This is a genomic window from Clavibacter vidaverae (genome assembly GCF_047529985.1).
Lineage (GTDB): Bacteria > Actinomycetota > Actinomycetes > Actinomycetales > Microbacteriaceae > Clavibacter > Clavibacter nebraskensis_A.
In genome coordinates, this window is record NZ_JBLJAM010000001.1 from 1953048 (window position 1) to 1977345 (window position 24298).

28 protein-coding genes are annotated in these 24298 nt (G+C 75.2%); 13 read left to right on the forward strand and 15 right to left on the reverse strand.

All coding sequences use genetic code 11. The features are described 5' to 3' along the window. Positions 1–16 precede the first annotated feature (16 nt). The 3 genes from ACMT9T_RS09135 to ACMT9T_RS09145 are packed head-to-tail and all read right to left on the reverse strand — an operon-like array spanning position 17 to position 3121. Positions 17–898 carry a carbohydrate ABC transporter permease gene (locus ACMT9T_RS09135; RefSeq protein ID WP_414745251.1) on the reverse strand — a complete coding sequence of 294 codons (882 nt, stop codon included), beginning with the start codon at positions 896–898 and terminating at the stop codon, positions 17–19. Further along, positions 891–1880 (reverse strand): carbohydrate ABC transporter permease, encoded by a 990-nt coding sequence (locus tag ACMT9T_RS09140; RefSeq protein ID WP_116053632.1) that lies wholly within the window; start codon positions 1878–1880, stop codon positions 891–893. The genes ACMT9T_RS09135 and ACMT9T_RS09140 overlap by 8 nt, the downstream gene beginning before the upstream one ends. Continuing rightward, positions 1880–3121, reverse strand: coding sequence for a sugar ABC transporter substrate-binding protein (locus ACMT9T_RS09145; protein WP_414745252.1), 1242 nt, complete (start codon positions 3119–3121; stop codon positions 1880–1882). Before ACMT9T_RS09145 ends, ACMT9T_RS09140 begins: the two co-directional genes overlap by 1 nt. 231 nt (positions 3122–3352) lie before the next feature. On the opposite strand from ACMT9T_RS09145, the gene ACMT9T_RS09150 reads away from it, so the two are divergent. From ACMT9T_RS09150 to ACMT9T_RS09170, 5 genes are all read left to right on the forward strand, one after another. After that, positions 3353–3898, forward strand: a complete 546-nt coding sequence (locus tag ACMT9T_RS09150) for a dihydrofolate reductase family protein (RefSeq protein WP_414745253.1) — start codon at positions 3353–3355, stop codon at positions 3896–3898. An 8-nt stretch (positions 3899–3906) separates the two neighbouring features. Further along, positions 3907–4344, forward strand: coding sequence for a DoxX-related protein (locus ACMT9T_RS09155; protein ID WP_414745254.1), 438 nt, complete (start codon positions 3907–3909; stop codon positions 4342–4344). Positions 4345–4435: 91 nt separating this feature from the next. Then, complete coding sequence (locus tag ACMT9T_RS09160; RefSeq protein WP_414745255.1) at positions 4436–5641, forward strand: sensor histidine kinase; 1206 nt, start codon at positions 4436–4438, stop codon at positions 5639–5641. Beyond that, the gene (locus ACMT9T_RS09165) at positions 5629–6291 is read left to right on the forward strand and encodes a response regulator (protein ID WP_414745256.1); all 663 of its coding nucleotides are present in this window, start codon (positions 5629–5631) and stop codon (positions 6289–6291) included. Before ACMT9T_RS09160 ends, ACMT9T_RS09165 begins: the two co-directional genes overlap by 13 nt. A 57-nt stretch (positions 6292–6348) precedes the next feature. Further along, positions 6349–7188, forward strand: a complete 840-nt coding sequence (locus tag ACMT9T_RS09170; RefSeq protein ID WP_414745257.1) for a DUF4097 family beta strand repeat-containing protein — start codon at positions 6349–6351, stop codon at positions 7186–7188. Positions 7189–7216: 28 nt separating this feature from the next. On the opposite strand, the gene ACMT9T_RS09175 is transcribed toward ACMT9T_RS09170, so the two are convergent. From ACMT9T_RS09175 to ACMT9T_RS09200, 6 genes are all read right to left on the reverse strand, one after another. After that, entirely contained in the window at positions 7217–7801 is a 585-nt protein-coding gene (locus ACMT9T_RS09175) for an NUDIX hydrolase (RefSeq protein ID WP_414745258.1), read from the reverse strand. A gap of 9 nt (positions 7802–7810) precedes the next feature. Continuing rightward, the gene (locus ACMT9T_RS09180; RefSeq protein ID WP_414745259.1) at positions 7811–8443 is read right to left on the reverse strand and encodes a class I SAM-dependent methyltransferase; all 633 of its coding nucleotides are present in this window, start codon (positions 8441–8443) and stop codon (positions 7811–7813) included. Then, positions 8440–8886, reverse strand: coding sequence for a GNAT family N-acetyltransferase (locus ACMT9T_RS09185; protein WP_414745260.1), 447 nt, complete (start codon positions 8884–8886; stop codon positions 8440–8442). The genes ACMT9T_RS09180 and ACMT9T_RS09185 overlap by 4 nt, the downstream gene beginning before the upstream one ends. Positions 8887–8900: 14 nt before the next feature. Then, a complete protein-coding gene (locus ACMT9T_RS09190; RefSeq protein WP_414745261.1) occupies positions 8901–9281 on the reverse strand; it encodes a fluoride efflux transporter FluC in 381 nt (126 codons plus the stop codon). Further along, positions 9278–9817, reverse strand: coding sequence for a fluoride efflux transporter FluC (locus ACMT9T_RS09195; protein ID WP_414745262.1), 540 nt, complete (start codon positions 9815–9817; stop codon positions 9278–9280). The genes ACMT9T_RS09190 and ACMT9T_RS09195 overlap by 4 nt, the downstream gene beginning before the upstream one ends. A 190-nt stretch (positions 9818–10007) precedes the next feature. Beyond that, a complete protein-coding gene (locus ACMT9T_RS09200; RefSeq protein ID WP_414745263.1) occupies positions 10008–10280 on the reverse strand; it encodes a hypothetical protein in 273 nt (90 codons plus the stop codon). Between the two features lie 176 nt (positions 10281–10456). On the opposite strand from ACMT9T_RS09200, the gene ACMT9T_RS09205 reads away from it, so the two are divergent. The 5 genes from ACMT9T_RS09205 to ACMT9T_RS09225 all read left to right on the forward strand — a co-directional run bounded on the left by ACMT9T_RS09205 (position 10457) and on the right by ACMT9T_RS09225 (position 14522). Continuing rightward, positions 10457–10708, forward strand: coding sequence for a DUF4287 domain-containing protein (locus tag ACMT9T_RS09205; protein WP_414745264.1), 252 nt, complete (start codon positions 10457–10459; stop codon positions 10706–10708). 41 nt (positions 10709–10749) lie between these two features. Further along, positions 10750–11355 carry a YdcF family protein gene (locus ACMT9T_RS09210; RefSeq protein WP_414745265.1) on the forward strand — a complete coding sequence of 202 codons (606 nt, stop codon included), beginning with the start codon at positions 10750–10752 and terminating at the stop codon, positions 11353–11355. Between the two features lie 95 nt (positions 11356–11450). After that, a complete protein-coding gene (locus tag ACMT9T_RS09215; RefSeq protein ID WP_414745266.1) occupies positions 11451–12650 on the forward strand; it encodes a glycosyltransferase family 4 protein in 1200 nt (399 codons plus the stop codon). 98 nt (positions 12651–12748) lie between these two features. Next, a complete protein-coding gene (locus ACMT9T_RS09220; protein ID WP_414745267.1) occupies positions 12749–13456 on the forward strand; it encodes a Pr6Pr family membrane protein in 708 nt (235 codons plus the stop codon). 52 nt (positions 13457–13508) lie between these two features. Beyond that, entirely contained in the window at positions 13509–14522 is a 1014-nt protein-coding gene (locus ACMT9T_RS09225) for a LacI family DNA-binding transcriptional regulator (RefSeq protein WP_414745268.1), read from the forward strand. Between the two features lie 46 nt (positions 14523–14568). Here the strand turns inward: ACMT9T_RS09225 and ACMT9T_RS09230 are convergent, their stop codons facing one another. The 6 genes from ACMT9T_RS09230 to ACMT9T_RS09255 form a co-directional block, all read right to left on the reverse strand. Then, positions 14569–16026 carry a PepSY-associated TM helix domain-containing protein gene (locus ACMT9T_RS09230; RefSeq protein ID WP_414745269.1) on the reverse strand — a complete coding sequence of 486 codons (1458 nt, stop codon included), beginning with the start codon at positions 16024–16026 and terminating at the stop codon, positions 14569–14571. Continuing rightward, a complete protein-coding gene (locus ACMT9T_RS09235) occupies positions 16023–16745 on the reverse strand; it encodes a YcnI family protein (RefSeq protein ID WP_414745270.1) in 723 nt (240 codons plus the stop codon). The genes ACMT9T_RS09230 and ACMT9T_RS09235 overlap by 4 nt, the downstream gene beginning before the upstream one ends. A gap of 172 nt (positions 16746–16917) precedes the next feature. Then, positions 16918–17610, reverse strand: coding sequence for a hypothetical protein (locus ACMT9T_RS09240; protein ID WP_414745271.1), 693 nt, complete (start codon positions 17608–17610; stop codon positions 16918–16920). A gap of 50 nt (positions 17611–17660) precedes the next feature. Next, on the reverse strand, positions 17661–18875 hold the full coding sequence (locus tag ACMT9T_RS09245; RefSeq protein ID WP_414745272.1) for a Gfo/Idh/MocA family protein: 1215 nt from the start codon (positions 18873–18875) through the stop codon (positions 17661–17663). Positions 18876–19071: 196 nt separating this feature from the next. Then, a complete protein-coding gene (locus tag ACMT9T_RS09250) occupies positions 19072–20370 on the reverse strand; it encodes a sortase (protein WP_414745273.1) in 1299 nt (432 codons plus the stop codon). A gap of 259 nt (positions 20371–20629) precedes the next feature. Continuing rightward, positions 20630–21367: a response regulator transcription factor gene (locus tag ACMT9T_RS09255; protein WP_414745274.1), complete on the reverse strand. Its 738-nt coding sequence runs from the start codon at positions 21365–21367 to the stop codon at positions 20630–20632. A gap of 376 nt (positions 21368–21743) precedes the next feature. Between ACMT9T_RS09255 and ACMT9T_RS09260 the strand changes: the two genes are divergently transcribed. The 3 genes from ACMT9T_RS09260 (at position 21744) to ACMT9T_RS09270 (ending at position 24214) form a co-directional block, all read left to right on the forward strand. Then, positions 21744–22298: an RNA polymerase sigma factor gene (locus ACMT9T_RS09260; protein WP_414745871.1), complete on the forward strand. Its 555-nt coding sequence runs from the start codon at positions 21744–21746 to the stop codon at positions 22296–22298. After that, on the forward strand, positions 22295–22945 hold the full coding sequence (locus ACMT9T_RS09265) for a methylated-DNA--[protein]-cysteine S-methyltransferase (protein WP_414745275.1): 651 nt from the start codon (positions 22295–22297) through the stop codon (positions 22943–22945). Before ACMT9T_RS09260 ends, ACMT9T_RS09265 begins: the two co-directional genes overlap by 4 nt. Before the next feature lie 237 nt (positions 22946–23182). Continuing rightward, positions 23183–24214, forward strand: coding sequence for a hypothetical protein (locus ACMT9T_RS09270; protein ID WP_414745276.1), 1032 nt, complete (start codon positions 23183–23185; stop codon positions 24212–24214). Positions 24215–24298: the final 84 nt, after the last annotated feature.

A 24298-nucleotide genomic window follows, 5' to 3' on the forward strand; every position in this document is an offset into this window, starting at 1 on the left:
GCGCGCGGCAGGCGGATCACTTGACCGCGCCGCCGGTCGCGCCCGCCGCGATGAAGCGCTGCGCCGCGAGGAGCAGCACGATCGCGGGCAGCGACGCGAGCACGGCCGTCGCCATCACCGTGCTCCAGTCCGCGGTGTACGTCCCGATGTACTGGTAGATCCCGAGGGTGATGGGGCGCACGTCGTCGGTGGTCGTGAGCGTCAGCGCGAACAGGAAGTCGCTCCAGGTGAAGAGGAACGTGAAGAGCCCGGCCGTGATGACGGCGTTGAGGCTCACCGGCAGGACGATCGAGCGGAAGGCCCGGAAGTTCCCGGCGCCGTCCACCTTCGCGGCCTCGATGATCGACGGCGGGATGTTCGCCATGAACGCCCGCATGATCAGGATCGCGAACGGGATGCCCGCCGTGGAGTCCGCGAGGATCAGGCCGGGGATCGAGTTGAGCAGCCCCACGTCGTTGTACGCGGCGTAGAGCGCGTTCGCGACGACGATGCCGGGGATCATCTGCGAGATGAGGATCCCGAACAGCACGGCGTTGATCCACTTGAACTTGAACTGCGCCAGCGCGTACGCCGCCGGGGTCGCGACGGCGAGGCTGAGCACCACGCTGCCGAGCGCGATCACGAGGCTCGTGCCGAGCGCCTGCCCCTGCTCGCTGAGCGCGGTCGCGTAGCCCTGGAACTGCGCCTCGAACGGGAACCAGGCGGCCTGGATCGCCGGGCCCGCGGGCTGCAGCGAGATGTTGACCATCCAGTAGACGGGGAACAGCATCACGGCGAGGATCGCGATCCCGATGACCGTGGAGATCCAGCTGCGGTCCGCGCGCGGCCGGCGGGATCCGACGGGGCGGGGAATGCGGCGCGGCGCCGGTGCGGCGACGCGGGCGGCGGTGTCAGTCATCGACGGCCTTCCTGTTCGCGCGGAGGTAGACCACCGCGAACACCGCCGAGATGGCGATGAGGATGTTGCTGAGGGCGGCGCCCGACCCGAAGTCGAACTGCTGGAACGAGAGCGTGTACGACTGCGTCGCGATGGTCTGCGTCGAGTTCGCGGGCCCGCCGTTCGTGAGGCCGAGGATGATGTCGAGCACCTTGATCGTGTAGACGACGCCGAGCACGAGCACCACGCCGACCACCGGTCGGAGCAGGGGCCACGTGATGTACCGGAACCCGCGCCAGCCGGTCGCCCCGTCGAGGGAGCCGGCCTCGTACAGCTCCGGCGGGATGTCCTGCAGGCCGCCGTAGAGGATGGTCGTGTTGAACGGGATCCCGATCCACACGTTCACCGCGATCACCGTGATGAGCGCGAACGCCGGGCTCGTGAGCCACGGCACCGGGTCCTGCACCGCGCCCGTGCCCAGCAGGAACTGGTTGAGCACGCCCGAGTCCTGGTCGAGGATCCACTTCCACACCGCGCTCGAGACGATGAGCGGCAGCAGCCACGGCAACAGCAGCAGCGCCCGCAGCAGCCCGTTGAGCGGGAAGGACCGGCGGAAGAACAGCGCCAGCACGAGCCCGATCACGAACTGGCCGAGGATCGACCCCGCGGTGAAGAGGAACGTGTTGAGCAGCGCCGTCGAGAAGATCGACGACGAGATGACGGACGCGTAGTTCGCGAACCCGACCCACGGCGCCTCGCCCGTGTAGAACGTCGTCGTCGTGTACTCCTGGAAGCTCATGACGATGTTCTTCACGACGGGGAAGCCGAAGAAGAGCACGAGGTAGACGACCGCCGGCACCAGGAACATCGCCTGGAAGAAGCGCTCCCACCGGAAGCGGGGGCGGCGGCGCACGGGACCCCGGGCGACGGCCGGATCCGCGGAGCCCCGGGCCCGCCCGGCCGCCTGCGCGGTCGGACGGGCGGGGACGGCGGTCGTCGCCATCAGCCCTGCTCGGCGTTCTTCAGCGCGTCCTCCGGGGAGGCCTGACCGGTGAGCGCCGACTGCACGGCCGTGTAGATCTTCGTGGCGGCCTTCGGCCACCCCTCGCCGAGCTCGCCGGTGCGGGCACGGGCGTCGGCGACGAGGTCGACGAACACCTGCTCCGCGGGCACCTGCTGGCCGAACGCGGTGGCGACGGCGGTCTTCGACGGGATCGTGAAGCGCTTGGTGGCCATCTCCAGCTGGTTCTCGTCGGAGTTGAGGCACTCGACGACCTTCGCGGCGGTCGCCTGCTTCTCCTTGTTCCCCGTCTGCGGCACGGTCCACACCTCGCCGCCGAGCGGGGCGACGGCGGTGCCGCCGGCCTCGGGCGCGGGGAGCTTCGCGATGCCGTAGTCGACGCCCGACTCGGTGAGCGCGGGGATCTGCCACGGGCCGTTGATCATCATCGCCGTCTTGCCGGCCATGAACTGGTCGTTGACGTCGGACTGGGTCCAGTTCACGACGCTCTGCGACGCCGAGCCGTCCTTCACGAGGTCGGTCCAGAGCTGCAGCGCCTCCGCCGTCTCGGGGGTGGCGATGTCCTTCTCGTCGCCGCCGTTCGACCACATGAAGGGCAGGAACTGCCAGGTGCCCTCGTAGGTGGCGTTGGCGTCCATCGCGATGCCGTAGCGGTCGCCGTCCTTGAGCGCGGCGGCCGCGGTCTTCAGCTCGTCCCACGTGGTGGGCGGCTGGATCCCCTTGTCGGCCAGCATCTGCTTGTTGTAGAACAGCGCGATCGTGTTCACGGTGGGCGCGAGGCCGTACGTCTTGCCCTCGTAGGTGCCGGCGTCCACGACGCCCTTGGCGTAGCCGTCGGTGGAGATGCCGAAGTCCTCGAGCGGGGCGAGCGCGCCGGTCGCGGCGATCTGCTGCAGGTCGGGGTTGTCGAGCATGAGCACGTCGGGCAGCGTCTTCGAGGACGCCTGCTGCAGCACCTTCTGGATGAGGCTCGAGCCCGGGATCGACGTGCGCTTGATGGTGACGCCGAGCGACTCGCCGCACTTGGTGAGGGTGTCGCCGATGACGGTGTCGTCGTTGCCCTCGTTGTAGTAGTCGGTGACGGTGACCGTCTTCGGATCCCCGCCGGACGAGGATCCGCCTCCGCCGCCGCCGGAGCAGCCGGCGAGCACGAGGGGGACGGTGGCCGCGAAGGCGGCGGCGCCGATGAGTCGGCGGCGGCGGGCGGTGGATCGAGGGGACATCGCGTGGTCTCTTCCTTGAGGTGGCGGTCGGTCCGGGCCTCGACGACACCGTGATCCGCCAGCTCCGCGGCGATCCGGGAGGCGTCGTCGCGGACCCGATGGCGGCGACGCTAACACCGGATCGGTGGTCGTGTAAAGCGGTTAACCAGAAACGTTTCCGCACCGGACGTAGACGCGCGTCCCCGGGGCGCCGGATCATGGCGAGCACACCCGCAGCTCGAGGAGGAGCCCATGCGCACGCTGACCGCCGGCCTGTTCGCGTCCGTCGACGGCGTCGTGGAGGCGCCGCACCTGTTGCAGCACGACTCGTTCGATCCCGAGCTCGGCGCGGGCCTCGGCCGCATGATCTCGTCGGTCACCACCGCCGTCATGGGCCGTCGCGGCTTCCAGGACTGGTCGGCGCACTGGCCGGCCGCGCCCGCCGACGACCCGTTCGCGGCCTTCGTGAACCCGCTCGAGAAGCTCGTCGCCACCCGCACCCTCGCGGGCGACCTCGGCTGGAACGCCACGCGCATCGAGGGCGACGCGCTCGAGGCGATCGCCCGGCTCAAGGAGACCGAGGGCGGCGAGATCGCCGTGCTGTCGAGCATCTCGCTCACGCGCCAGCTGCTGTTCGCGGGCCTCCTCGACGAGCTGACCCTGATGGTCCACCCGGTCGTCGCGGGCGCCGGCCGCCGCCTGTTCGAACCGGGCGACCCGATGACGCGGCTGGAGCTGCGCCGGTCGGAGGTCACGAGCAGGGGCAACGCCGTGCTGACGTACGCGCGGCGCGGCTGAGGGACGGCGTGATCCCGTTCGCGGCCGCGGTGGTCGTCGCCCTCGCGATGCGGCTCCTCGGCCTGGCGGTGCCGGCGCTCGACGCATGGCCCCCGGCCGTCGCGGTCGGCCTGGCCGCGGGGTTCGCCCTCGCGGCGAGCGCGCACTTCGTGGAGCCCCGGCGCAGCGGGCTGGTCGCGATCGTGCCGCCCCGCCTGCCCCGACCCGACCTCGTCGTGACCGCCTCGGGCGCGCTGGAGGTCGCGGGCGCGATCGGCCTGCTGATCCCGCCGCTCCGCACCGCGGCCGCGATCGGCCTCGCGCTCCTGCTCCTCGCCGTGTTCCCCGCGAACGTGCGCGCGGCACGCGGGGTGCGGCACCCGGCGGCGCCGACGACGCCGCTCCCCCTGCGCGCCGCGATCCAGGCGGGCTTCCTGCTGGGCTGCGCGGTGGTCGTGCTCGGCTGACCGGGCGCACGCGACGGGTGGGGCTATCCCCCACCAGGTCGGGCGGCCACCTCCGTCGCCTGGGGAAATCGATCCCCATACGGTGAGTCACGTGAACATCGTGACCGTCATCTGGACCTCCGCCGTCGACCTGCTGATCGACGCCGTGCTCGGCCTCGCCTGGGTCGTGATCCTCGTCACGCTGCTCTCGACGGGCGTCGGGACCCTGCCCGCCGCCGGCCTCGGCGTCCTCGTGCTCGCCGCCACCGCCGTGCTGATCCGCGGGATCGGCGTGGTCGAGCGGGCCCGGACCGCGGCGGTGCACGACATCGTCATCACCCCGCCCGTGCGGAAGCGCACGACGGTCACGGGCGCCTGGCGCCACCTGGCCCAGCCGCTCCTCGACCTCGTCGACCCGGTGACCTGGCGGCAGCTGCTGCACCACGCGCTGAGCATGGTGCTCGGCCTCGTCTTCCTCACCCTCCTCGCCGCCGTGCCGCAGCTCGCGGCCGCGGTCGGCGCGGGCGATCTGCCGGGCCTCCCCGAGGGCCAGCTGGCGGCGACGATCGTGGCCGTGCTCGTCGCCGCCGTCCTGCTCCTCTACGTGTGGGGCGCCGGATCCCTCGACCGCGCCGTCTCCCCCGCCCTCCTCGGCACCAGCCGCACGGCGGCCCTCGAGAGCCGGGTCGACACGCTCACGGACGCGCGGCAGGGCGCGGTGGACGCCGCGTCGACCGAGCGGCTGCGGATCGAGCGGGATCTGCACGACGGGGTCCAGCCCCGGCTCGTGGCGCTCGCGATGACGCTCGGCATGGCCCGCTCGCGCATGGACTCCGATCCGGCCGCCGCGCGCGAGCTCCTCGACCAGGCGCACCGCGACGCCAAGGACTCCATCACGGAGCTGCGGCAGCTGGCCCGCGGGATCCACCCGGCCGTGCTCACCGACCGCGGCCTCGACGCCGCCCTCTCCGCCGTCGCCTCCCGCAACGCCGTGCCCACGACCGTCCGGGTGGACCTCTCCGCCCGGCCCCGCCCGGAGGTGGAGGCGGTGCTGTACTTCGCGGTCGCCGAGGCCCTCACCAACGTCGCGAAGCACTCGGGCGCCAGGCGCTGCTCGGTGGCGGTCGACGAGGTGCCGGGCGGGATCCGCGCCGTGATCACCGACGACGGCCGCGGCGGGGCGACCCGCGACGGCAACCCCGGCGGCGGCCTCGGCGGCATGCACGACCGGGTGCGCGCCGCCGGCGGCACCCTGACCACCTCGAGCCCCGCTGGCGGCCCGACCGACGTGACCGTGGAGGTCCCGTGCGCATTGTGATCGCCGAGGACTCCGTCCTCCTCCGAGCGGGCCTCGAGCGCCTCCTCACCGACGCGGGGCACGAGATCGTGGCCGCCGTCGCCGACGCGACCGCGCTGCTCGCGGCCGTCGACCGGGAGCGCCCCGACCTCGCCATCGTCGACGTGCGCATGCCGCCGACCTTCACCGACGAGGGGATCCGCGCCGCGGTCCTCATCCGCGCGCAGGACCGCCACGCGGCCGTGCTCGTGCTCTCCCAGTACGTGGAGGAGCGCTACGCCGCGGACCTCATCGCCGCGAACTCCGCGGGCCTCGGCTACCTGCTCAAGGACCGCGTCGCGGAGGTGGACGAGTTCCTCGCCGCCGTGGCCGAGGTCGGGGCGGGCGGCACGGTCTTCGACCCGGAGGTCGTGGCGCAGATCGTGGTGCGCTCCCGCCGCTCGGACGGGGTCGACGCCCTGTCGCCGCGCGAGGCCGAGGTCCTCCAGCTCATGGCGGAAGGGCGCTCGAACAGCGCGATCGCCGCCGCCCTCCACGTCTCGGAGAGCTCGGTCGAGAAGCACGTCTCGGCGATCTTCACGAAGCTCGACCTCCCGCCCGAGAGCACCGGCAACCGCCGCGTGCTCGCCGTCCTGCGGTTCCTGGCGCGCGTCGCCGACCCGCGCGGCTGATCCGCCGCGCTCCGTCCCCTCCTCTTCTCCCCGCTCCTCCTCCGACAGAAGGCCGTCATGACCACCACCGCCCCCGCGGGCACGCCCGCCCCGCCCGCACCCCGCCGCCCGCGTCCGCTCCGCACCGCGCTCCTCGTGATCGGATCCGTCGCGCTCCTCGCCCTCCTGGCGCTCCTCGTGCTGCAGGTCGTCGCGTCCCTCGACCGCGGCGACCGCTCCCGCACCAGCACGGTGTCGGAGCCCTTCGACCGGGTGTCGATCGACGCATCCGCCGGCGACGTGCGGGTCGAGCAGGCGGACGTCGACGCCGCGCGCGTCGTCTTCCGCGCGGGCGACACGGCTCTCCGGGAGACCCACGTCGTGCGCGACGGCCGGCTGCACGTCGAGCTGCGGAACCCCGGCTGGGGCCTCCTCGACGTGCGGGTGGGCCCGTCGTCCGGCGCCGAGCTCGTCATCCAGCTGCCCGCCGCGTCGGCCGGTCCCGACCTCGCCCTCGACGTGTCGTCGGCGGCGGGCGGGATCGACGTGGCCGGGGCGTTCGGCGACGTCGACCTGCGCTCCGGGGCCGGCGAGGTGCGCCTCTCCGGCAGCGTCGCGGACCTCGCGGTCGAGAGCGGCGCGGGCGATCTCACGGCCGACGCACTCGAGGTGACCGGCGAGGTCCGCACGACCAGCGCCGCGGGCGACACGGAGCTGGACCTCGTCACGGCGCCCAGCACCATGCGCGTGGAGACGACGGCGGGCGAGCAGCGGATCCTGCTGCCTGCGGGCTCCTACGCCATCACGACCGAGACGGTGATGGGCGAGGTGTCGAACGCGCTCGGCAGCGATGTGGACGCGCCGCGCCGGTACGTGCTGTCGGCGACCCTGGGCGACATCGCGGTCGCGGAGCGCTGACCGGCGCGGTGGATCCGCACGGCCCGGATCAGCGCGGCGAGACCGGCGGCAGCAGCCCCTGCTCCGCGGCGGCCGCGCGGGCGATCAGCAGGGTCGGGTCCTCGATCCCACCCGCGGCGATGAGCACGTCCAGCTCCGCGACCGGCATGCGGACGAGGCGCACCTGCTCGGACGGATCGCTGCGGTCGGCGGTGCCCGCGGTGGTCGGGGTCGAGCAGGCGAAGACGTGCACGAGCCAGGACGCGCGACCCGGGTTCACGGCGTAGGTGCGCAGGTGCCGGATCTCCGGCGCGACGAGGCCCAGCTCCTCCTCGAGCTCGCGGCGGGCGGCGTCGGCGGGCTCCTCGGAGGCGTCGCCCGCGCCGCCCGGGAGGTCGAGGATCCACCGCTCGAGCGGGTGCCGGTACTGGCGCGACAGCAGCACGGCGTCGCCGTCGATGACCAGGGTCGCGACCGCGAACGGCACGCTCTCGTCGACCTCGTAGCTTGAGGCTGATCCGTCCGGCAGCAGCACGTCGTGCTCGACGAGCACCACGCGCCCGCGGTGCAGGTCACGTCGTCCGCTCGTGGTCCAGAGGCGCTCGGGGTCGGGGTGCGGGTCCGCGCTCGTCATCCGCCGAGCCTAGGGCGCGTCCGCGGCGCGACGGTGCGCGGTGATCGCGAGGTGCGGGCGGTGTCCCGGACCGGTGCGCACGTGCGTCTCGACCACGTCGAAGCCGGCCGCGGTGAGCGCGCCCGCGAGGTCGTCGACGGACCAGCGCCACGCCCGCGTCACGGCGTGGTCGAAGGGCTCGGTGGCGGGACCGGCGAACGCGCCGACGAGGAGGCCGCCGCCCGGCCGGATCCCCCGCGCGAGCTCCGCCAGCGGCACGGCGACCTCGGCCGGCGCGTGGTGGATGAGCGAGTACCAGGCGAGCGCGCCGCCGAGCGCGGCGGTCGGCACGTCGAGCGCGTCGATGCTGCCGGCCGCGAAGGGGATCCCCGGATGCGTGCGCCGGGCGTGGGCGACGAACGCGGGGACGAGGTCGACGCCGCGCGCCTCGACGCCCCGCCCGGCGAGGAACGCCGTCCAGTGGCCGGGACCGCAGCCGGCGTCGAGCACCGGGCCCGTGATCCCGTCGGCCCAGTCCGCCACGAGCGCGCGGTCGGCGGGATGCGTGGCGGCGAGGGTACCGAGGTGCTCCGCGTACTCGGCGGCCCGGGCGTCGTAGGCGTCGCGCACCGCCGACGGGACGGGATCCGACGCGGCCCTCACCCGCCGTCCCCCAGCGCCCGGGACCACGCGACCTCGCGGGCGAGCTGGCCGCTCTCCCGGAACGCGACGACCTGGCGGGCGCCCGGCAGGGCCGCGGCGAGCGCGTCGCGGTCCGCCTCCGCGAAGCCGAGGCCGCGCCAGAACGGGCCGGACCTCCGCGAGAACAGCCACGCGCGCTCCGCCCCGGCCGCGGCCGCCTCGGTGAGGGCGTGCCGGGCGAGGGCCGAGCCGAGCCCGGCCGACCGGAGGGCGGGATCCACCGCCACGCTGCGGACGAGCGCGTGCCGCCCGTCGTCGCTGAGCTCGAAGCCCGTGCTGCCGGTGATGCGGCCGGACGCGTCGCGCCGGATCCACAGCCGCACGGCCGGGTCGTCGAGCCCCGCGACGGTGAGGTCCGCGGCCGCGAGGAACGCGCGCAGGGCCGGGACGTCGCTGTCGCGCACCCGCGACGGGACGCTCACAGCCCCGCGCCCACCACGATCCCGAGGCCCGCCGCCGCGACGCAGACCACGAGCATGCCCACGCCGTTCGCGAGCGCCGCCCCGATCCGGCCCGCCTGCGCGAGCCGCACCGTCTCGAGGCTCGCCGTGCTGAAGGTCGTGTAGCCGCCCATGAGGCCGCCGCCGAGGATGAGCAGGAGGTCGTGCGGGAGACCGGCCTGCGCGGCAGCGCCCGTGAGGAGGCCGAGCCCGAAGGATCCGGTGACGTTGATGACGGTCGTGCCCACGGGGTAGGCCGCGCCGGACCGGCCGCGGATCGCGCCGTCGACGAGGAGGCGGAGGGCGGATCCGACGCCGCCCGCGAGGCAGATGAGCGCGAACACGAGGGGGCCGGTCACGACGCCGCCCCCGTCCCGCGACCGGCGGCCGAACGGCGGTGCAGCGCGGCCCCCGTCGCGATGCCCGCGACGGACGCGGCCGCGCCGACCACGAGCGTGAGCCCGGCGTACGCGAGCGCCGTGCCGAGCGCGGATCCGGTGAGCGACGCCGCGTCGGTCGCGAGCGCGCTGTAGGTGGTGAAGCCGCCGAGCACGCCCGTGCCGACCAGCAGCCGGATCCCGCGGCGCCGCCCCTCGTCGGGCCCGCGGCGGGCGAGCCCCTCGAGCAGCGCGCCGAGCACGAAGGCGCCGACCACGTTGATGAGGAGGATCGTCACCGGCAGGCCGCCGGGCGGCGCGGGCCACGTGAGCGCGAGCGCCTCGCGGGCCGCCGTGCCGAGCGCGCCGCCGAGCGCGACCAGGCCGAGGGACGACCAGCGCAGGTGCACGGGCCGGCCGGGATCGCCGCCCACCCCGGAGCCGGTGTCGCGGGGCGCGGGATCGCGGGGCGCGGGATCGCGGGGCGCGGGATCGAGGGGCGTGCGGTCGTCGGTCATGGGGTCTCCCATCTCGGATGGCATGGCGGTGCCGTGAGACAGGGACCGTCGTCGACGAGCTTGTCGAGGTTCGGGTACGGCGAGCCCCACCGCCGTTCCTCCCGCGGGAGGCCGGACCATTGAACCACGACCCGCGGGATCCGGGCCGGGAGCGTCCGGGGCCGCGCCGCCGTCCGCCCGCCCGTCGCGCTCAGTCGAACGCGTACAGGTCGATGTCCGTGGACAGCGGAGCGTCACCCGGGTCGGCCGGATCCTCCTCCTCGCGCTCGCGCACCTCGAACCGCACCGCCGAGAGGGGCGTGACGAGCACGGACACGTCCAGGTGCCCGCTCGTGGTGAAGTCGACGAACCGGCAGCGGCCCGTCACGGCCTCGACGATGCGCCCCTTGAGACCCGCGACGTCCTCCTCGTCGGCGAGCTGGTAGCGCTGGCCGTCGATGCGGATGCTGGTGGTGGTGTGCATGTGGCCCTCGTGTCGTGCCGCGCGGGGAAGGCCCGGCGTCCTGACGACGCTCCACAGGGGTCCGGGTGGGGACGTCGATGGCCCGACACTATTCCGCGGGCGAGGAACGGTCTGCCCCCTTGACATCCCGCGCCGCCGCCCTGGTCGCGGGCGCGTGCCGCGCGTACGGTCGCAGCATGAACGCGCACGGCATCGTCGCCCCGCCCCCGCCGCCCGAGGGGCAGAAGGCGAAGGGGCCCGCCTCCTACTTCCCGGGCATCGAGAAGGCGTACGGGCAGCCGGTCCAGCGCTGGATCGACCTCGCCGACGCCCGGCTCGACGCGGAGCCGCACATGCAGGTCGTCGCCTGGCTGAAGGCCGAGCACGGCCTCGGGCACGGGCACGCCAACGCGGTCGTCGCCTTCGTGAAAGCCGCCCGCGCCGCGTGAGCGGCACCGCCGCCGCCGGCCGGCGCCCGTAGCCTGGGCGCATGCGCACCCGCCGGATCCTCGTCGTCCCGGCCGCGCTCCTCGCCGCCGGCGCCGCCGTGCTCCTGGTGAGCGAGGGGATCCACCGGCTCGCCAGCACCCGCGGCCTCGGCGACGCCCCCGGCCGCGCCGACGGCAGCCCCGGCCGCGAGGCGGTCGTCGTGCTCGGGTTCGGCAACGCCGCCCCGCGGGCCAACCGGATCAACCGGTACCGCGTGCGCGCCGCCCTCCGCTCGATGGACCCGCGGGCCGCGTCGACCGCGCTCGTGCTCTGCGGCGGATCCGTGATGGGCGACGAGCCCGAGGCCCGGATCCTCGCGCGGTACGCCCGCGAGCTCGGCTACCGGGGCGAGGTGGTCCTCGAGGAGGCCAGCCGCAGCACGCGCGAGAACGTCGCGAACGCGATCCCGCTCGTCGAGGACGCCGACACGATCCGCATCGTCTCCGACCCCGTGCACGCGGAGGAGGCGCGCGGCTACCTGCGCGCCGACCGCCCCGACCTGGCCGCACGGCTCGCGCGCGCCGACGACTACCGCTTCGGCGAGATGACGTGGATGAAGCCCCTCGCGATCGTCGTCGCGGCGCTGCGCCGCGCACGGTCGGGCTAGCCCCTCAGGGCCCGCACCTCCCCGTCCCTGTGCGGTGCGCCCCAGTCTCCCCAGCCCCCAGCGGCGGCGCCCCCGGACCGTTAGCGTCAGCAGGGATGAACACCCGCCACCCCCTCCTCGTGATGGACTACGCCTTCTCCTACCTCGGTGGAGCCCAGACGGCCGTCGTCCAGCAGGCGCTCGCGCTCGCGCGGGCGGGGCACGCGGTGACCATCGCGGCGCCCGACGCCTCCTCCGTCCGCGAGCTGCAGGGCACGGGCGTGGCCCTGCACGACGTGGCTCCCTCCTTCCCCGTCCCGTTCCTCGGCCTGCCGCTCATCCGGGCCGACGCCGCCACCCGGCACGACCTCAACGCGCTCATGGACGCCGCGGGCACCGACCTGGTCCTCACGCACTCCGAGCACGGGCTGGCCGCGACCGCCCTGCGGCTCGGGCGCGAGAGGGGGATCCCGACGCTCCACACCGTCCACACCTTCTTCCTGCGCGGCCCGGCCTGGGGCGGGCTCCTCGCGCCCGTCGTCACCGCCATGCACCGCGCGATGACCGGCCTGCCGGATCCGAGGGTCCGCCTCGCCCCGCGCCGGCTCGACAGCGCGCTGCGCGGCACGACGCTCGCCGCCTGCCGCGAGGCCGACCTCGTCCTCTCCCCGTCCGCGCACCAGGCCGTCGCGCTGCGGCAGGCCGGGCTGCCCGCCGTCGAGGTCCTCTCCAACACGAGCTGCGCGGCGCGCGGCGAGCCCGCCCCCTTCCCGACCGGCGGCCAGCTCCGCCTGGTGTGGGCGGCGCGGTTCGCCCCCGAGAAGCGCCTCGACGTGATGCTCCGGGCGATGGCGCTGGTCGCCGAGCGCTCCGCCCCCGGCGCCGTGCACCTCGACCTCGCGGGCGGCGAGCCGCGCACGCCCGCCCCGCCCGGCGTCACGGTGCACGGGCGCGTGCCCACCGCCGCCGTCACGGCCCTGCTGCGCGGCGCGCACGCGGCGGTCATCACCTCGCACGGCTTCGACAACCAGCCGATGATCGCGATGGAGGCATTTGCGGAGGGCCGCGCGGCGATCGTCAGCGATCCCGTGCTCGCGGCCGAGTTCGACGGCGCCGCGCTGCTCGCGGACGGCACCGACGCGGAGGGGCTGGCCGAGACGATCCTGCGCCTGGCCGTCGACCGCCGTCCCCTCGACGATGCCGCCCGCGTGGCCGAGCGGCTCGCCGCGTCCGTCGCCCCCGAAGCGCACGCGCGGAGCATCGAGGAGGCGTGCGACCGCGTCATCCGCGCGCGCCGCGGATCCGCCGCCGCCTGACCCGCGGCCCGACCCGATCCGCCTGACCCGGCCGGCGCCCGGCTATCCCCTCGTGGACAGTCGGCGACCCCGCGGAGGCGACCGTGACAAGGTCTCCCGTGCCCAGATTCCTCTCCTTCGTCCGCTTCGCCACCGCGGCCGCCGCCGTGGTCGGCGTCACCGCCCAGTACCACGTCAACCTCGCCTACTGGCAGGGGCTCGGCGTCACCGGCATCGCGGGCAAGTCCCTCGACTTCGCGCTGTTCTTCACGGAGGACTCCAACGTCCTCGCCATCATCGTCCTGGTCGTGGGCGGGGTGCGCCTCGCGCGCGGCCGCATCGCGGATCCGGGCGTCGGCTGGGTCACGCTGCGCCTGGCCTCCACGGTGTACCTCGTGATCACGGGCCTCGTGTGGAACCTGCTGCTCCGCGGCCAGCCCGAGCCGCCCGCGCTGCAGCTCGACTGGGCCGACCAGATCGTGCACGTGGCCGTGCCCGCCATCGTGCTCCTCGACTGGCTCATCGCCCCCGACCGCATCCCGCTGCGCATGGGCGCCATCGGCCGCGTCATCCTGTTCCCGCTCACGTGGATCACCGTCACGCTGCTCCGCGGTCCGTTCACCGGCGACCAGGTCACCGGCTCGGCCACCTACTACCCGTACGGCTTCCTCGACCCGGCCTCCTCGCCCGGCGGCTACCTCACGGTCGCCGAGTACGTGGTGGGCCTCACGCTCGCGGTCTGCACGATCACCGCCGGGCTCATCGCGGTGTCGCGCCTGCGCTCCCCCACGGCGCCGCGTTCCGCGGCGATCCCCGCTATACGCTGAGCACGCGTCTGACCGACGCGCCGCCCGACCGCGAGGAGCCGCCATCCCGACCATGCGAGAGGTCGCCGCGCGCGCGGGGGTCTCGATCGCCACGGTCTCCTTCGTCGTCAACGGCACCAAGGCCGTCTCGGAGCCCACGCGGCGCGCGGTCACCGAGGCCATGCGGGAGCTCGGCTACCGCAACAACGTCGTGGCCCGGGCGCTCGCCAGCAAGCGCACGCGGATCATCGCGCTGCTGTTCCCGGGCGACGTGCAGCGCCTCAGCCGCATCGCCCTCGAGATCTTCATGAGCGCCGCGACCCGGGCCGCCGAGCTCGGCTACCACCTCGTGCTCTGGCCCACGGGGGTCGCGCCCGACGAGGTGGCCGACCTCGTGAGCGGCCGGCTCGTCGACGGCGTCATCGTCATGGAGGTGCGCATGGACGACGCGCGCATCCGGGAGCTCGCGGCCCTCGACGTGCCGTTCGTCTCGATCGGCCGCACCGCCGACACCCATGACCTGCCGTTCGTCGACATGGACTTCGAGGGCACGGTCGCGGGCGGCCTCGACCACCTGCAGGGCCTCGGCCACCGCCGGTTCGGGCTCGTGGTCGAGGACCTCGAGGGCGGGCCCCTCCGCGGATACGGACCCACCACGCGCACCGAGCGGGCGTTCCGCGAGGAGACGGCGGCGCGCGGGCCGGCGGGCGCGGTCGTCCGGTGCGCGCCCACGCCCACCGGGGGACGCGCGGCGGCGGGCGAGCTGCTGGCGGCGGATCCGGGGATCACGGCGGTCATGATCCTCAACGACCAGGCGGCGCGCGGGCTCCTCTCGGGCTTGGACGCCGCCGGGCGGAGCGTGCCCGACGACGTCTCGATCCTGTCGCTCGCCTCCTCCACCGAGGTGGGCGCGCTCGTCGAGCCCGCCCTCAGCACCATGGACGCGCCGGGCCCGGAGCTCGGCCGCCTCGCCGTGGAGACCCTGCTCGCCCGGCTCGACGGCACGGCCGCCGAGCTGCCGCACGCGCTCCTGCCGTGCCGGCTGCACGAGGCCGCGTCGACCGGCCCGGCGCCGGCCGCCCGCTGACGCGCGGACGACCGGCGACCCGGCACCCGGCAGGCCGGATCCCGGATCAGCCCGCGGCCGCACCCCCGCGGTGCGTGCGCGCGGCCGTGATCAGCGCGTCGAGCAGCACGAAGCCCACGAGCGGGATCCCGACGAGCGGCAGGAACAGGCCCACCCCGACGCCGACCGCGACGACCGCCGCGATGCCCCACCACGGCGCCCGCACGAGCGCGCCCGACGGGGCCGGACGACCGGGACGCGCGACGCCCGGCCGGCGCTTCCACCACATCAGGTAGCCGAAGACCACCATCGCGGCGATGCCGAGCGCGGTCACCGCCAGGAGGATCTGGTTCGGCAGGCCGAACATCGTCCCCTGGTGCGTGTCGATCCCCCAGCGCGCGAGCTTCGCGGGCAACGGGTAGTCGGCGAAGTCGGTGCGGCCCACCACCTGGAGGGTGCTGCCGTCAACGGCCACCTGGTCGACCTGCGTCGGGAAGCTCCGCTGGATCTCGCTCACGGTCCACGCCGTCCCCGCCTGCTTCGGCGGCGTGATCTCCACCAGGCCCGTGTCGACGTTCACCCCCTGCGCGACGCGGAGGACCTCGTCGAAGGTCGCGGGATCCACGGTGGGCGCGTTCGCGGGCGCGGCGGACGCGTGGTGGCCGGCGTGCGGATCCGCCGCGGATGCCCCCGCGCCGGTGCCCGGCAGCGCGGTCGTGAGGGCGGGCGTCTGCCAGCTGAGCGCTGCGCGCAGGTCGGTCACGTTCTGCCCGCCGAACTGCGACCACGTGATCCCCGTGGCCGACAGGAACAGCGCCCCCGCGGCCAGCCACACGCCGGTCGACGCGTGCCAGGAGAGGATCCGCCGGTACCCGGTCGCCTTCCCGTCGGGCCGCACGAGGTCCCGGCGGCGCGGCGACCGGCGCCAGCGCGCGACCCAGAGGCCGAGGCCCGCCACCGTCACGATGCCGAGCCAGCTGGCCGCGAGCTCGCTGTAGAGGCGGCCGGGGTCGCCGAGGCCGAGCGTGCGGTGGAAGTGGCTGATCGCGGTGCGCAGCGGCAGGGCGCCGCTCGTGCCGTAGACGGGCAGGTCGCCGCGGATGGACGCGTCGGCCGGGTCCACGAAGATCGCGCGGGTCTGGCTCGGGATGAGGCCGTCGCCCGTGAACATGACGCGCGTGGTGTCGCCGGGCGCGGGGGCCGGGCGGACGGCGACCAGGGTGCCGGATCCGCCGACCACCGCCTCGGCCGCCTCCACCTGCGCGGCGAGCGGCACGGTCGTGCCCGTCGCCGGCGCGTGCAGCTCGTCGGCGTAGACGACCTGCTCGACCGACGGCGCGAGCGCGTACGCGGCGCCGCTGAGCGCGGCGACGAGGATGAACGGGCCCACCAGGATCCCCGCGAGGAAGTGCAGGCGGAGCAGCAGCGGGAGGAACCAGCCGCGCTCCGGGCGCGTGACCGTGGCGGCGGGCGCGGACGGCGCGGGCGCCTCCGCCTCCCCGGGCCGGTCGTCGACGGCGGTCATCGGCGGCCGCCCTGCTGCGGGCGGCGCATGCCGATCGTGAGGAGCATGACGGCGACGACGCCCACCACGAGGCTGCCGAGGCCGAGGAGGCGCGCGACCGGATCGACGGGCGCGGCCGCGGGGGTCGCGGCGGCGGCCTCGGTCGTGCCGGCGGCGGATCCGGTGCTCGCGCCGGTGGCCGACGCAGCGTCCGTGAGCGTGATCGCGGGCGCCGGGTGGTCGGGCTCCGTGCCCGCTGCGGGCGTCTCCGCCCAGTCGGTGGATCCCTGGACGCACGTCTGCAGCGTCGGGAACGCGACCACGTCCCCGGCCGCGCCGTCGACGGGCAGGAGCGCCTCGACCTGCACGGTCGCGCGCAGGGCGTCAGGCAGCGGGGTGTCGGCCGTGTAGGTGACGGTCGTGCCGTCGGCGGCCTCCTGCTCGGCGACGGACCAGCCGGGCGCGAGCGTGGGCTTCACGGCCTGCACGTCCGCGGGGAAGCGGATCGCGAGGGCCGTCGTGGCGGATCCCTCGCAGCCGTGCCCGACCGCGAAGGTCAGGACGCTGAGGGAGGCGGGGGCGGTGGTGGAGGCGTCGAGCTCGACGTGCGCGGACGCGGCGAGCGGTGCCGACACGGCGAGCGCGAGGCCGAGGGCGGCGCCGGCGGCGACGCGGATCCGGCGGGCGCGGGCGCGACCTCCGGGGCGGACGGCGGCGGGCAGGCGGGTGGTGCGGGGCATGGTGGTCCTTCGGTGGCGGCACGGGCGTGGCCGTGCGGATGTCCGGGCGTGCGGGTGGCGCGGCGACGCGACGGCGACCGGTCCGGCGGCGCCGAGGCGCGGCGGATCGGGTCGGGCGGGCGACGACGCGGGACCGCACCCGGGCACCCCGAGGGGACGCGGCGGACGCGGATCAGGCGGCGAGCGCGACGAGCGGCGGGCCGCGGCGGCCCTGGATGCGCGCGGACAGCAGCGCGACGAGGCGGCGCGGGCGGGCGTCCGCGGGGATCCGGCGGGGCCGCGGCGCGACGAGGGGCTCGGCGAGCGCGGCGGCCACGGCGACGGCGGCCGCCACGAGCGCGCCCGCGGCACCGGAGATCGCGCCGCCGACGCGCAGCGCGAGAGCCCGCGCGACCCGGCGGGCGGCGTCGGCCCCGACGCGCAGGGAGCAGATGCTGACGAGCCCGGCGATCACGTGCGCGAGCAGCATGGCGCCGTCGTGGTCGGCGGGCATCGCCATCGCGGAGGAGGGGCCGGCGGCGAGGGCGCGGGCGGCGTCGGCCGCGGCGTGCGCGTGGACGTGGGCCGGGGATCCGGCGGTCGGCATCGCCATGCCGGAGCCGCTGGCGCCGACGCCGCTCCCGCCGAACGTGAACGCCGCGTGCAGCACCCCCTGCGTGGCGCCGATGGCGAGGACGAGGTGCGCGAGCGTCACCCGGCGCCCGCCGAGCGCGAAGCACAGCGCGACGCCCGCGACGAGCGCGAGGCCGAGGACGAGCGGATGCGGGATCCCGCCGCCGGCCGCCGCGTGCGCGGTCGCCGTGACGAGCGTGCAGACCAGCGCGGACAGCGTGGCGCGCAGCGTCCGCTCCTGCCGTGCCTGCACCCGTCCGCCTCCCGGTCGTCCCGACCAGGGTACGCGAGCGCCCGCGGGGGTCAGCTCGCGGCGGGATCCACCGTCTTCCACGCGCTGCCGTCGGCCGAACTGCGCTCCACCGCGTCGAGCACGCGCTGCACGCGGAGCCCGTCGGCGAAGGAGGGCTGCGGCTCGCGGCCCTCGGCGATGTCGTGCACGAGGTCGCGCACCTGGTGCGTGAACGCGTGCTCGTAGCCGAGGCCGTGGCCGGTGGGCCACCAGGCCGCCGTGTAGGGGTGCTCGGGCTCGGTGACGAGGATCCGCCGGAAGCCCAGCTTGTCGGCCGGCGCGGTCGCGTCGTACAGCTCGATCTCGTTGAGGCGCTCGAGGTCGAAGGAGATGGCGCCGTCGGATCCGCTGAACTCCAGCCGCAACGCGTTCTTGCGGCCGGTGGCCATGCGGGTCGCCTCGAAGCTGGCGAGCGCACCGCCCGCGAGCTTCCCGGTGAAGTAGGCCGCGTCGTCGACCGTGACCTTCCCGCGCTCGCTCGAGGCGACGCCGCCGAGGCCGCGCGTCTCGGCGAGCAGCGGGCGCTCCTCGACGAAGGTGCGGAGCAGGCCGCTGACCGCGTCGAGCGTCTCGCCCGTGATGAACTGCACCGCGTCGACGATGTGCGCGCCGATGTCGCCGAGCGCGCCGGATCCCGCCGCGTCCTTGTCGAGGCGCCACGTCATGGGGCCCTCGGCGTCGGTCAGCCAGTCCTGCAGGTAGAGCGCCCGCACCTGGCGGAGCTCGCCGATCGCGCCCTGGGCGACGAGGTCGCGGGCGAAGGTGATGGCGGGCACGCGGCGGTAGCTGAAGCCGACCATCGCGCGGATCCCCTTGGCGGCGGCCTTCTCGGCGGCGGCCGCCATGATCTCGGCCTCCTCGACCGTGTTCGCGAGCGGCTTCTCGCACAGCACGTGCTTGCCGGCCTCGAGCGCGGCGACCGCGACCTCCACGTGGGTGCTGCCGGGCGAGCAGATGTCGACGACGTCGATGTCGTCGCGCTCGATCGCGGCGCGCCAGTCGGTCTCCGCGCGCTCCCAGCCCCAGCGGTCCGCGGACTCCTGCGTGCGCGCCTGGTCGCGGCCGACGACCGACACCATGCGCGGCGCGAGCGGAAGGTCGAAGAACGCGGGGGCGACGCGCCAGGCCTGCGAGTGGGCGGCGCCCATGAAGCCGTGGCCGATCATCGCGACGCCGAGGGCGCCTCCGGTCTGCGGGGCGGAGGCTGAGGGCTGCGTGTCGGACATGGGACTCCTTCGTCTCATTCGTGGGGTGGATCGGCGTGCGGGCGGATCCGCGTGCGGGGATTCGTTGCGGCTCGCGTCAAATGTACGGGGCGGCCGCGGCGCGGGACAAGGCGCGCGCCGCGTCCGCACGCGACGACGGCCGGATCCCCTCGGGGATCCGGCCGTCGTCGTGCGTGGTGCGGGTGGTGCCGTGGTGCTACTCCGCGGAGCGCAGGCGACGGCGGGCGACGAGCGCGCCCGCGCCGACGAGCGCGAGCAGCGCGCCCACGCCGCCGAGTCCGAGGGCCGCGGCGCCGTCGGTGCCCGTGACGGGGAGGGTGTCATCGTGGTGCGCGGCCGGCTTGGTGATCGGCTTCGGGGCGGTGCCCGCGGGGTCGATCGAGGGCGCGGTCGGCGCCGGGGTGGGCGTGCCGGGCAGCGTCGGCAGGCCGGGGATGGCCGGTCCGCCCGCGTCGGCCGCGGTCAGCTCGACGGTGCCGCCCTGCGTGAGGCCCGACTCGAGGCCCGCGACGGACACCTGGTAGGTGCCCGGCTGGACGTCGCCGAACAGGATGACGGGCTGCGCGAAGGTGCCGTCGACGTCGGCGCGCACGAGGTCCTTGAGCGACCGCGTGCCGACGCCCACGCCGCCGTTGGCGTCGCTGAGCTGGATCACGCGGCCGTCGGGCGCGGTGACCGTGACCTCGACGGCCTCGTAGCGGAGGTAGCCGGTCGCGGTGACCTTCAGGCCGCCGAGGAGGCTGGTGGCCTCGGTGACGGAGATCGGCGAGATGGTCGAGAACGACGCGTCGGCGCGCACGAACGGGCCGACGGGCGCCTCGGCGAAGCGCACCAGGCCGCGGATCTCGCCCTTGACGGTGAGGTCGAGGCCGACCTGCGTGAGGGTGACGCTCGCGGTCTTGGATCCCTCGAGCAGCTCGGTGAAGCTCGCGGGGAACGCGTACGTGCCGTCCGCGCCGACGATGCCGATGCCGGCGATGGACTTGACGCCCACGGCGTTGAAGTAGCTGGCGGTGACGATGCTGCCCGCGGTGCCGGTGCCGGCGAACGGCACGGCCTCGTTGATCGGGAGGGCGACGCCGCGGTCGGGCGTGGTCCAGGTGAAGGGCAGCTCGACGACGGGCGCGGTCGGCTCGAGCGTCGGGAGGCCCGTGCTCGGCGTGCCGGGGGTCGGGACGGCGGGGGCCGGGGTCTCGACGGGGGCGTCGGCGACGGGGGCCGTCTCCTCGGCGGGCGCGGGCGTCGGGGCCGCGTCCTCGGCGGGGGCCTCGACCGCGGGGGTCGGGGTGGCGACGGGCGCCTCGACGGCGGGGGTCGGCTCCGCTGCGGCGGGCGCCTCGACCGCGACGGGCGCGGAGTCGACGGGGACGGTCTCGGCGTGGGCGGCGGGCGCCATCGCGAGGGGCAGGATCACGAGCGACGCCGAGAGGCAGGCGCCGGCCGCCGCACGGCGGAACGACCTGCCGCGACCTGCGGCGGGGGTGGGACGGGTCATGGCATCTCCAGTGGTGCAGGACCGCCTGCCCGCGCCATTGCTGTGCCGCGGCCGTGCGGTGGAAGGGGACGCGCTCCGGAGTCTCGGGAACGCGGCGGGGAGGATCTGCTCCCCACCGCCGACTGTAGGGACTTCCTTTCCCCACCTGGGGAGAATCTTGGCGCAGTGTGACGCGTGTGACTCATGATCCCCGGAGTTGCGGGGGTGACTCGCCGGACCATCCCCCGGATTGGGGTGCCGGGGGCGGGCGGATCCGGCGTCAGACGACGGGCGCGAGCACGAGGTCGTCGCCCGCGACGCCCACCAGCACGACCTGCTCGCCGCCCGCCCGGCGACCCGTCACGACCGGCAGGTCGAGCAGGGCGCGCGGCGCGATTGCGTCGCCCCCGCCCTCGGCCAGCCGGTGCGCGAGCTCGCAGCGGGAGAGCCGGCGCGTCGGCTCCTCGGCGAGCGCGCGCACCACGGCGAGCTCGGTCGGATCCAGCTCCAGCGGCACGCCCGCGAGCCACGCCTCGCCGGTCGCCGGGTCGAGCACGAGGTCGCCCGCCGTGACCATGGCCGGCGCCAGGCCGCGGCGCCGGAAGAGCTCGCGCAGCGTCTGGACGACCTCCTCGAGGCCGAAGGGCTTCGTCACGTAGTCGTCGGCGCCCGCGCCGAACGCGGCCAGCCGGTCCTCGAGCGAGTCGCGGCCGGTGAGGAAGAGGACGGGGGTGGCGACGCCCGCGCGGCGCAGCTCGGCGACGACCTCCACGCCGGAGATGTCGGGCAGCATCATGTCGAGCAGGATCGCGTCGGGCGCGTCCCCGACGGCGGCCTCGATCGCGGCCCGGCCGGTGTCGACGACGCGCACGTCCCAGCCCTCCATCCGCAGCGCGAGCGACAGCAGCTGCGTGATGGGCGCCTCCTCGTCGACCACGAGGACGCGCAGCGCCCGGGGCGCGGGGCCGGGGCCGGTCGCCTCGTCGTCGCGGGCGGCGGGACAGGCGATGCCGGTCATGGGGATCCTCTTCGGTCGGACGTGCACCGCCGCCGACCCGAGGGGGGGGACGGGCCGGCGGCGGATGCTCCTCGCGGAGCGTGCTCCTCGCGGAGCGTGCTCCTCGCGGAGCGTGCGGCGGGGGTGGGCCGCTCCTCCATCCTCGGGGCCGCGGGGCGCCGGGTCGTCATCCGCGAGGACCGTCACGGGTGGTCCCCACGGACTGCACGGGCGCCGGATCGGCGATGCCGAGGAAGCGCACGGCGCGTCCCAAGGCGGGCGCGTGGCGGGTGGTCCGCGCGGGCGCCCTACCGACCGGGCGGCGGGATCCGCGAGACTGATCCGCACGCCGACCTCACGGATCACCCCGCCCCGGCGTCTACCCGGTGTGGAGATGATGCAGCCGTTCGACAGGGTCGTGACCGAGCACTGCGCCGTGGTGCTCCGCGTGTGCCGGGCGGTGCTCGGCGGGCACGCGGACGCCGAGGACGCCTGGTCGGAGACGTTCCTGTCGGCGCTCGTGGCGTACCCCCGGCTCGGCCCGCGCGCCGACGTGCGGGCGTGGCTCGTCACCATCGCGCACCGCAAGGCCCTCGACGCGATCCGCGCCCGCGGCCGCCGCGCGCTCCCCGTCGACGAGGTGCCCGAGGGCGTCTCCGACCTCGGCGTGCCCGGATCCGACGACCCGGACCTCTGGCGCGCGGTCGCCGCCCTGCCCGAGCGGCAGCGGCTCGCGGTCGCGTACCGGTACCTCGGCGGGCTGCCGTACGCGGAGGTCGCGGAGATCGTGGGCGGCTCCGCGGAGGCGGTGCGGCGCGCGGCGGCGGACGGGGTGGCGAGCCTGCGGCGGTCGATGGGGGCGGATCCGCCGGGCGGGGCCCGCGCGGCCGCCGCCGCTCCCGCACCCGCACCCGCACCCGCACCCGCACCCGCCCGAGGAGGACGACCGTGACCGACCCCGCCGACCCCGCCGACGACGCCACGCACCTCGACGCCCCCTTCCTCGACGCCGACGCCCTCGACCGCGCCGACCCGACCGCCCCCGCCCTCGACGCCCTCCGCCTGCGCCTCGCCGACCGGGCCGAGGCCGACGGCGCGCTCGACGCCGGCTTCACCACGATCGACTCCCCCGTCGGCCCGCTGCTGCTCGTCGCCACCGAGCGCGGGCTGATCCGCGTCGCCTACTCCCGCGAGGACCACGACACCGTGCTCGACGACCTCGCCCGCACGCTCGGCCCGCGGATCCTGCGCGCCCCGAAGCGCCTCGACCAGGCCGCCCGCGAGCTCGACGAGTACTTCGCCGGCCGCCGCCGCTCCTTCGACCTGCCGCTCGACCGCCGTCTCTCCACCGGCTTCCGCGACCGGGTGCAGCGGCTGCTGCCGGAGATCCCGTACGGATCCACCCGCACCTACCGCGAGGTCGCCGAGACCGCGGGCAGCCCGGCCGCCACGCGCGCGGTCGGCACGGCGTGCTCGACGAACCCGTTGCCCGTCGTGATCCCCTGCCACCGCGTCCTCCGCTCCGACGGCACGCTCGGCGGCTACATCGGCGGGCTCGCGGCGAAGACGACGCTGCTGGAGCTGGAGGGGCGGATCTAGCGAGTAGGAGGCCTCCGGGGAAAGAGCGCGATCCCCTGGCGGGCTGCGCCCGAGGGACGCGGCGCCCTGTGGAGCCGATGCACCGAGCACGCCCGGGACAGCTAGCGTCCAGACATTCGCGCATGCCGCGGGTCGGAGCTCCTCGACCTTCGTGAGCGCCCGCGTCCTCTGCTCCGCGCATCACACCCCCGAAGTCGCTCATGCGTTACCACGACGCTCCATGAAGGTCGAGGACCAGTGACCCGAGCCCGTGTCACCCGCAGAAGCCTGCTGCTCGGTTCAGCAGCCGTCATCACCGTCGCATTGGTCGACGATCTCGGCTCTCGCTCCTCCGCCGAGGCGGCGACCGAGCCGTCCGCAGTCGACGTCCAGCTCAGGACATCAGCGAGCACTGTGTTCGGTGAGGACTTCCTGACGGCCATCCCCATCACGAAGCTGCTGGGATTCACGGCCGACGGGTTGAGGAGCGGGTCCCGACCCATCGGCGTCACCGTGGACTACGACACACGATCCCAGAGGTGGACGGGGGGACCCGTCATCTGGAGGGCAGCGGTCGCCAGCGGAGAAGCCGCGGTCCATGCCACGGGCACCGACCCGCGCGGCCGCATGACCTTCGAGTTGCCTGCGGGCGCCGGCTCAGGCGACTCGATCGAAGTCGCACTGCCGCTCGCCGATGTCTGGCTGTACCCGCACGACAACACGGGTGCGTTGGCGACACCCGTGCTGTCGGCATCGACCCACGACGGACTGCCCGCTCTCACCAGGACCGCCCCCCGCGGGCTGTCCGTGGCGCAGGACATCGCGTGGGGTGTGGAGATCGAGGTGGGATGGGGACGGTTGCCCCTCCCCGGCGGAGCAGACGGGGACACGTACGTGTTCCCCCAGGTCGTCCTCGTCCACAGCACAGGGCCCGGTGCTGTGCCGTCGGGCTCCGTCCTGCATCTCGTCGCCGACCACGGGTTGGTGAGCCGGATGGATCTCGACGCCACCCATGAGGACTCGCTCTGCGTCGCTCGTCGCCCGCCGGGCGACGATGACGACGAGACGTCCTGGACCCTGGCCCGCGACCTCGCCCCCGGGAACCGGCTGGCCCTCGTGTTCACAGCACGAGCCGTCACGGGTGCCGGGCTCCGAGACGACATCACCTACGGGCGAGCCTGGCTCACCGCTCCCACTCACGCGCGGGCCGCGCAGCGCGACACCCATCGCGAATCGGCAGTACCGTCCTCCAGCCCCAGGCGACCTGCTGCAGACCAGCTCGCGGACTAGACCACCGGCAGCACGCCCCGGCGACGGGGACCATCTGTTCGCCGTCCGCTCCGCATCCCGCAAGGCTCATGCTCACGCAACGGA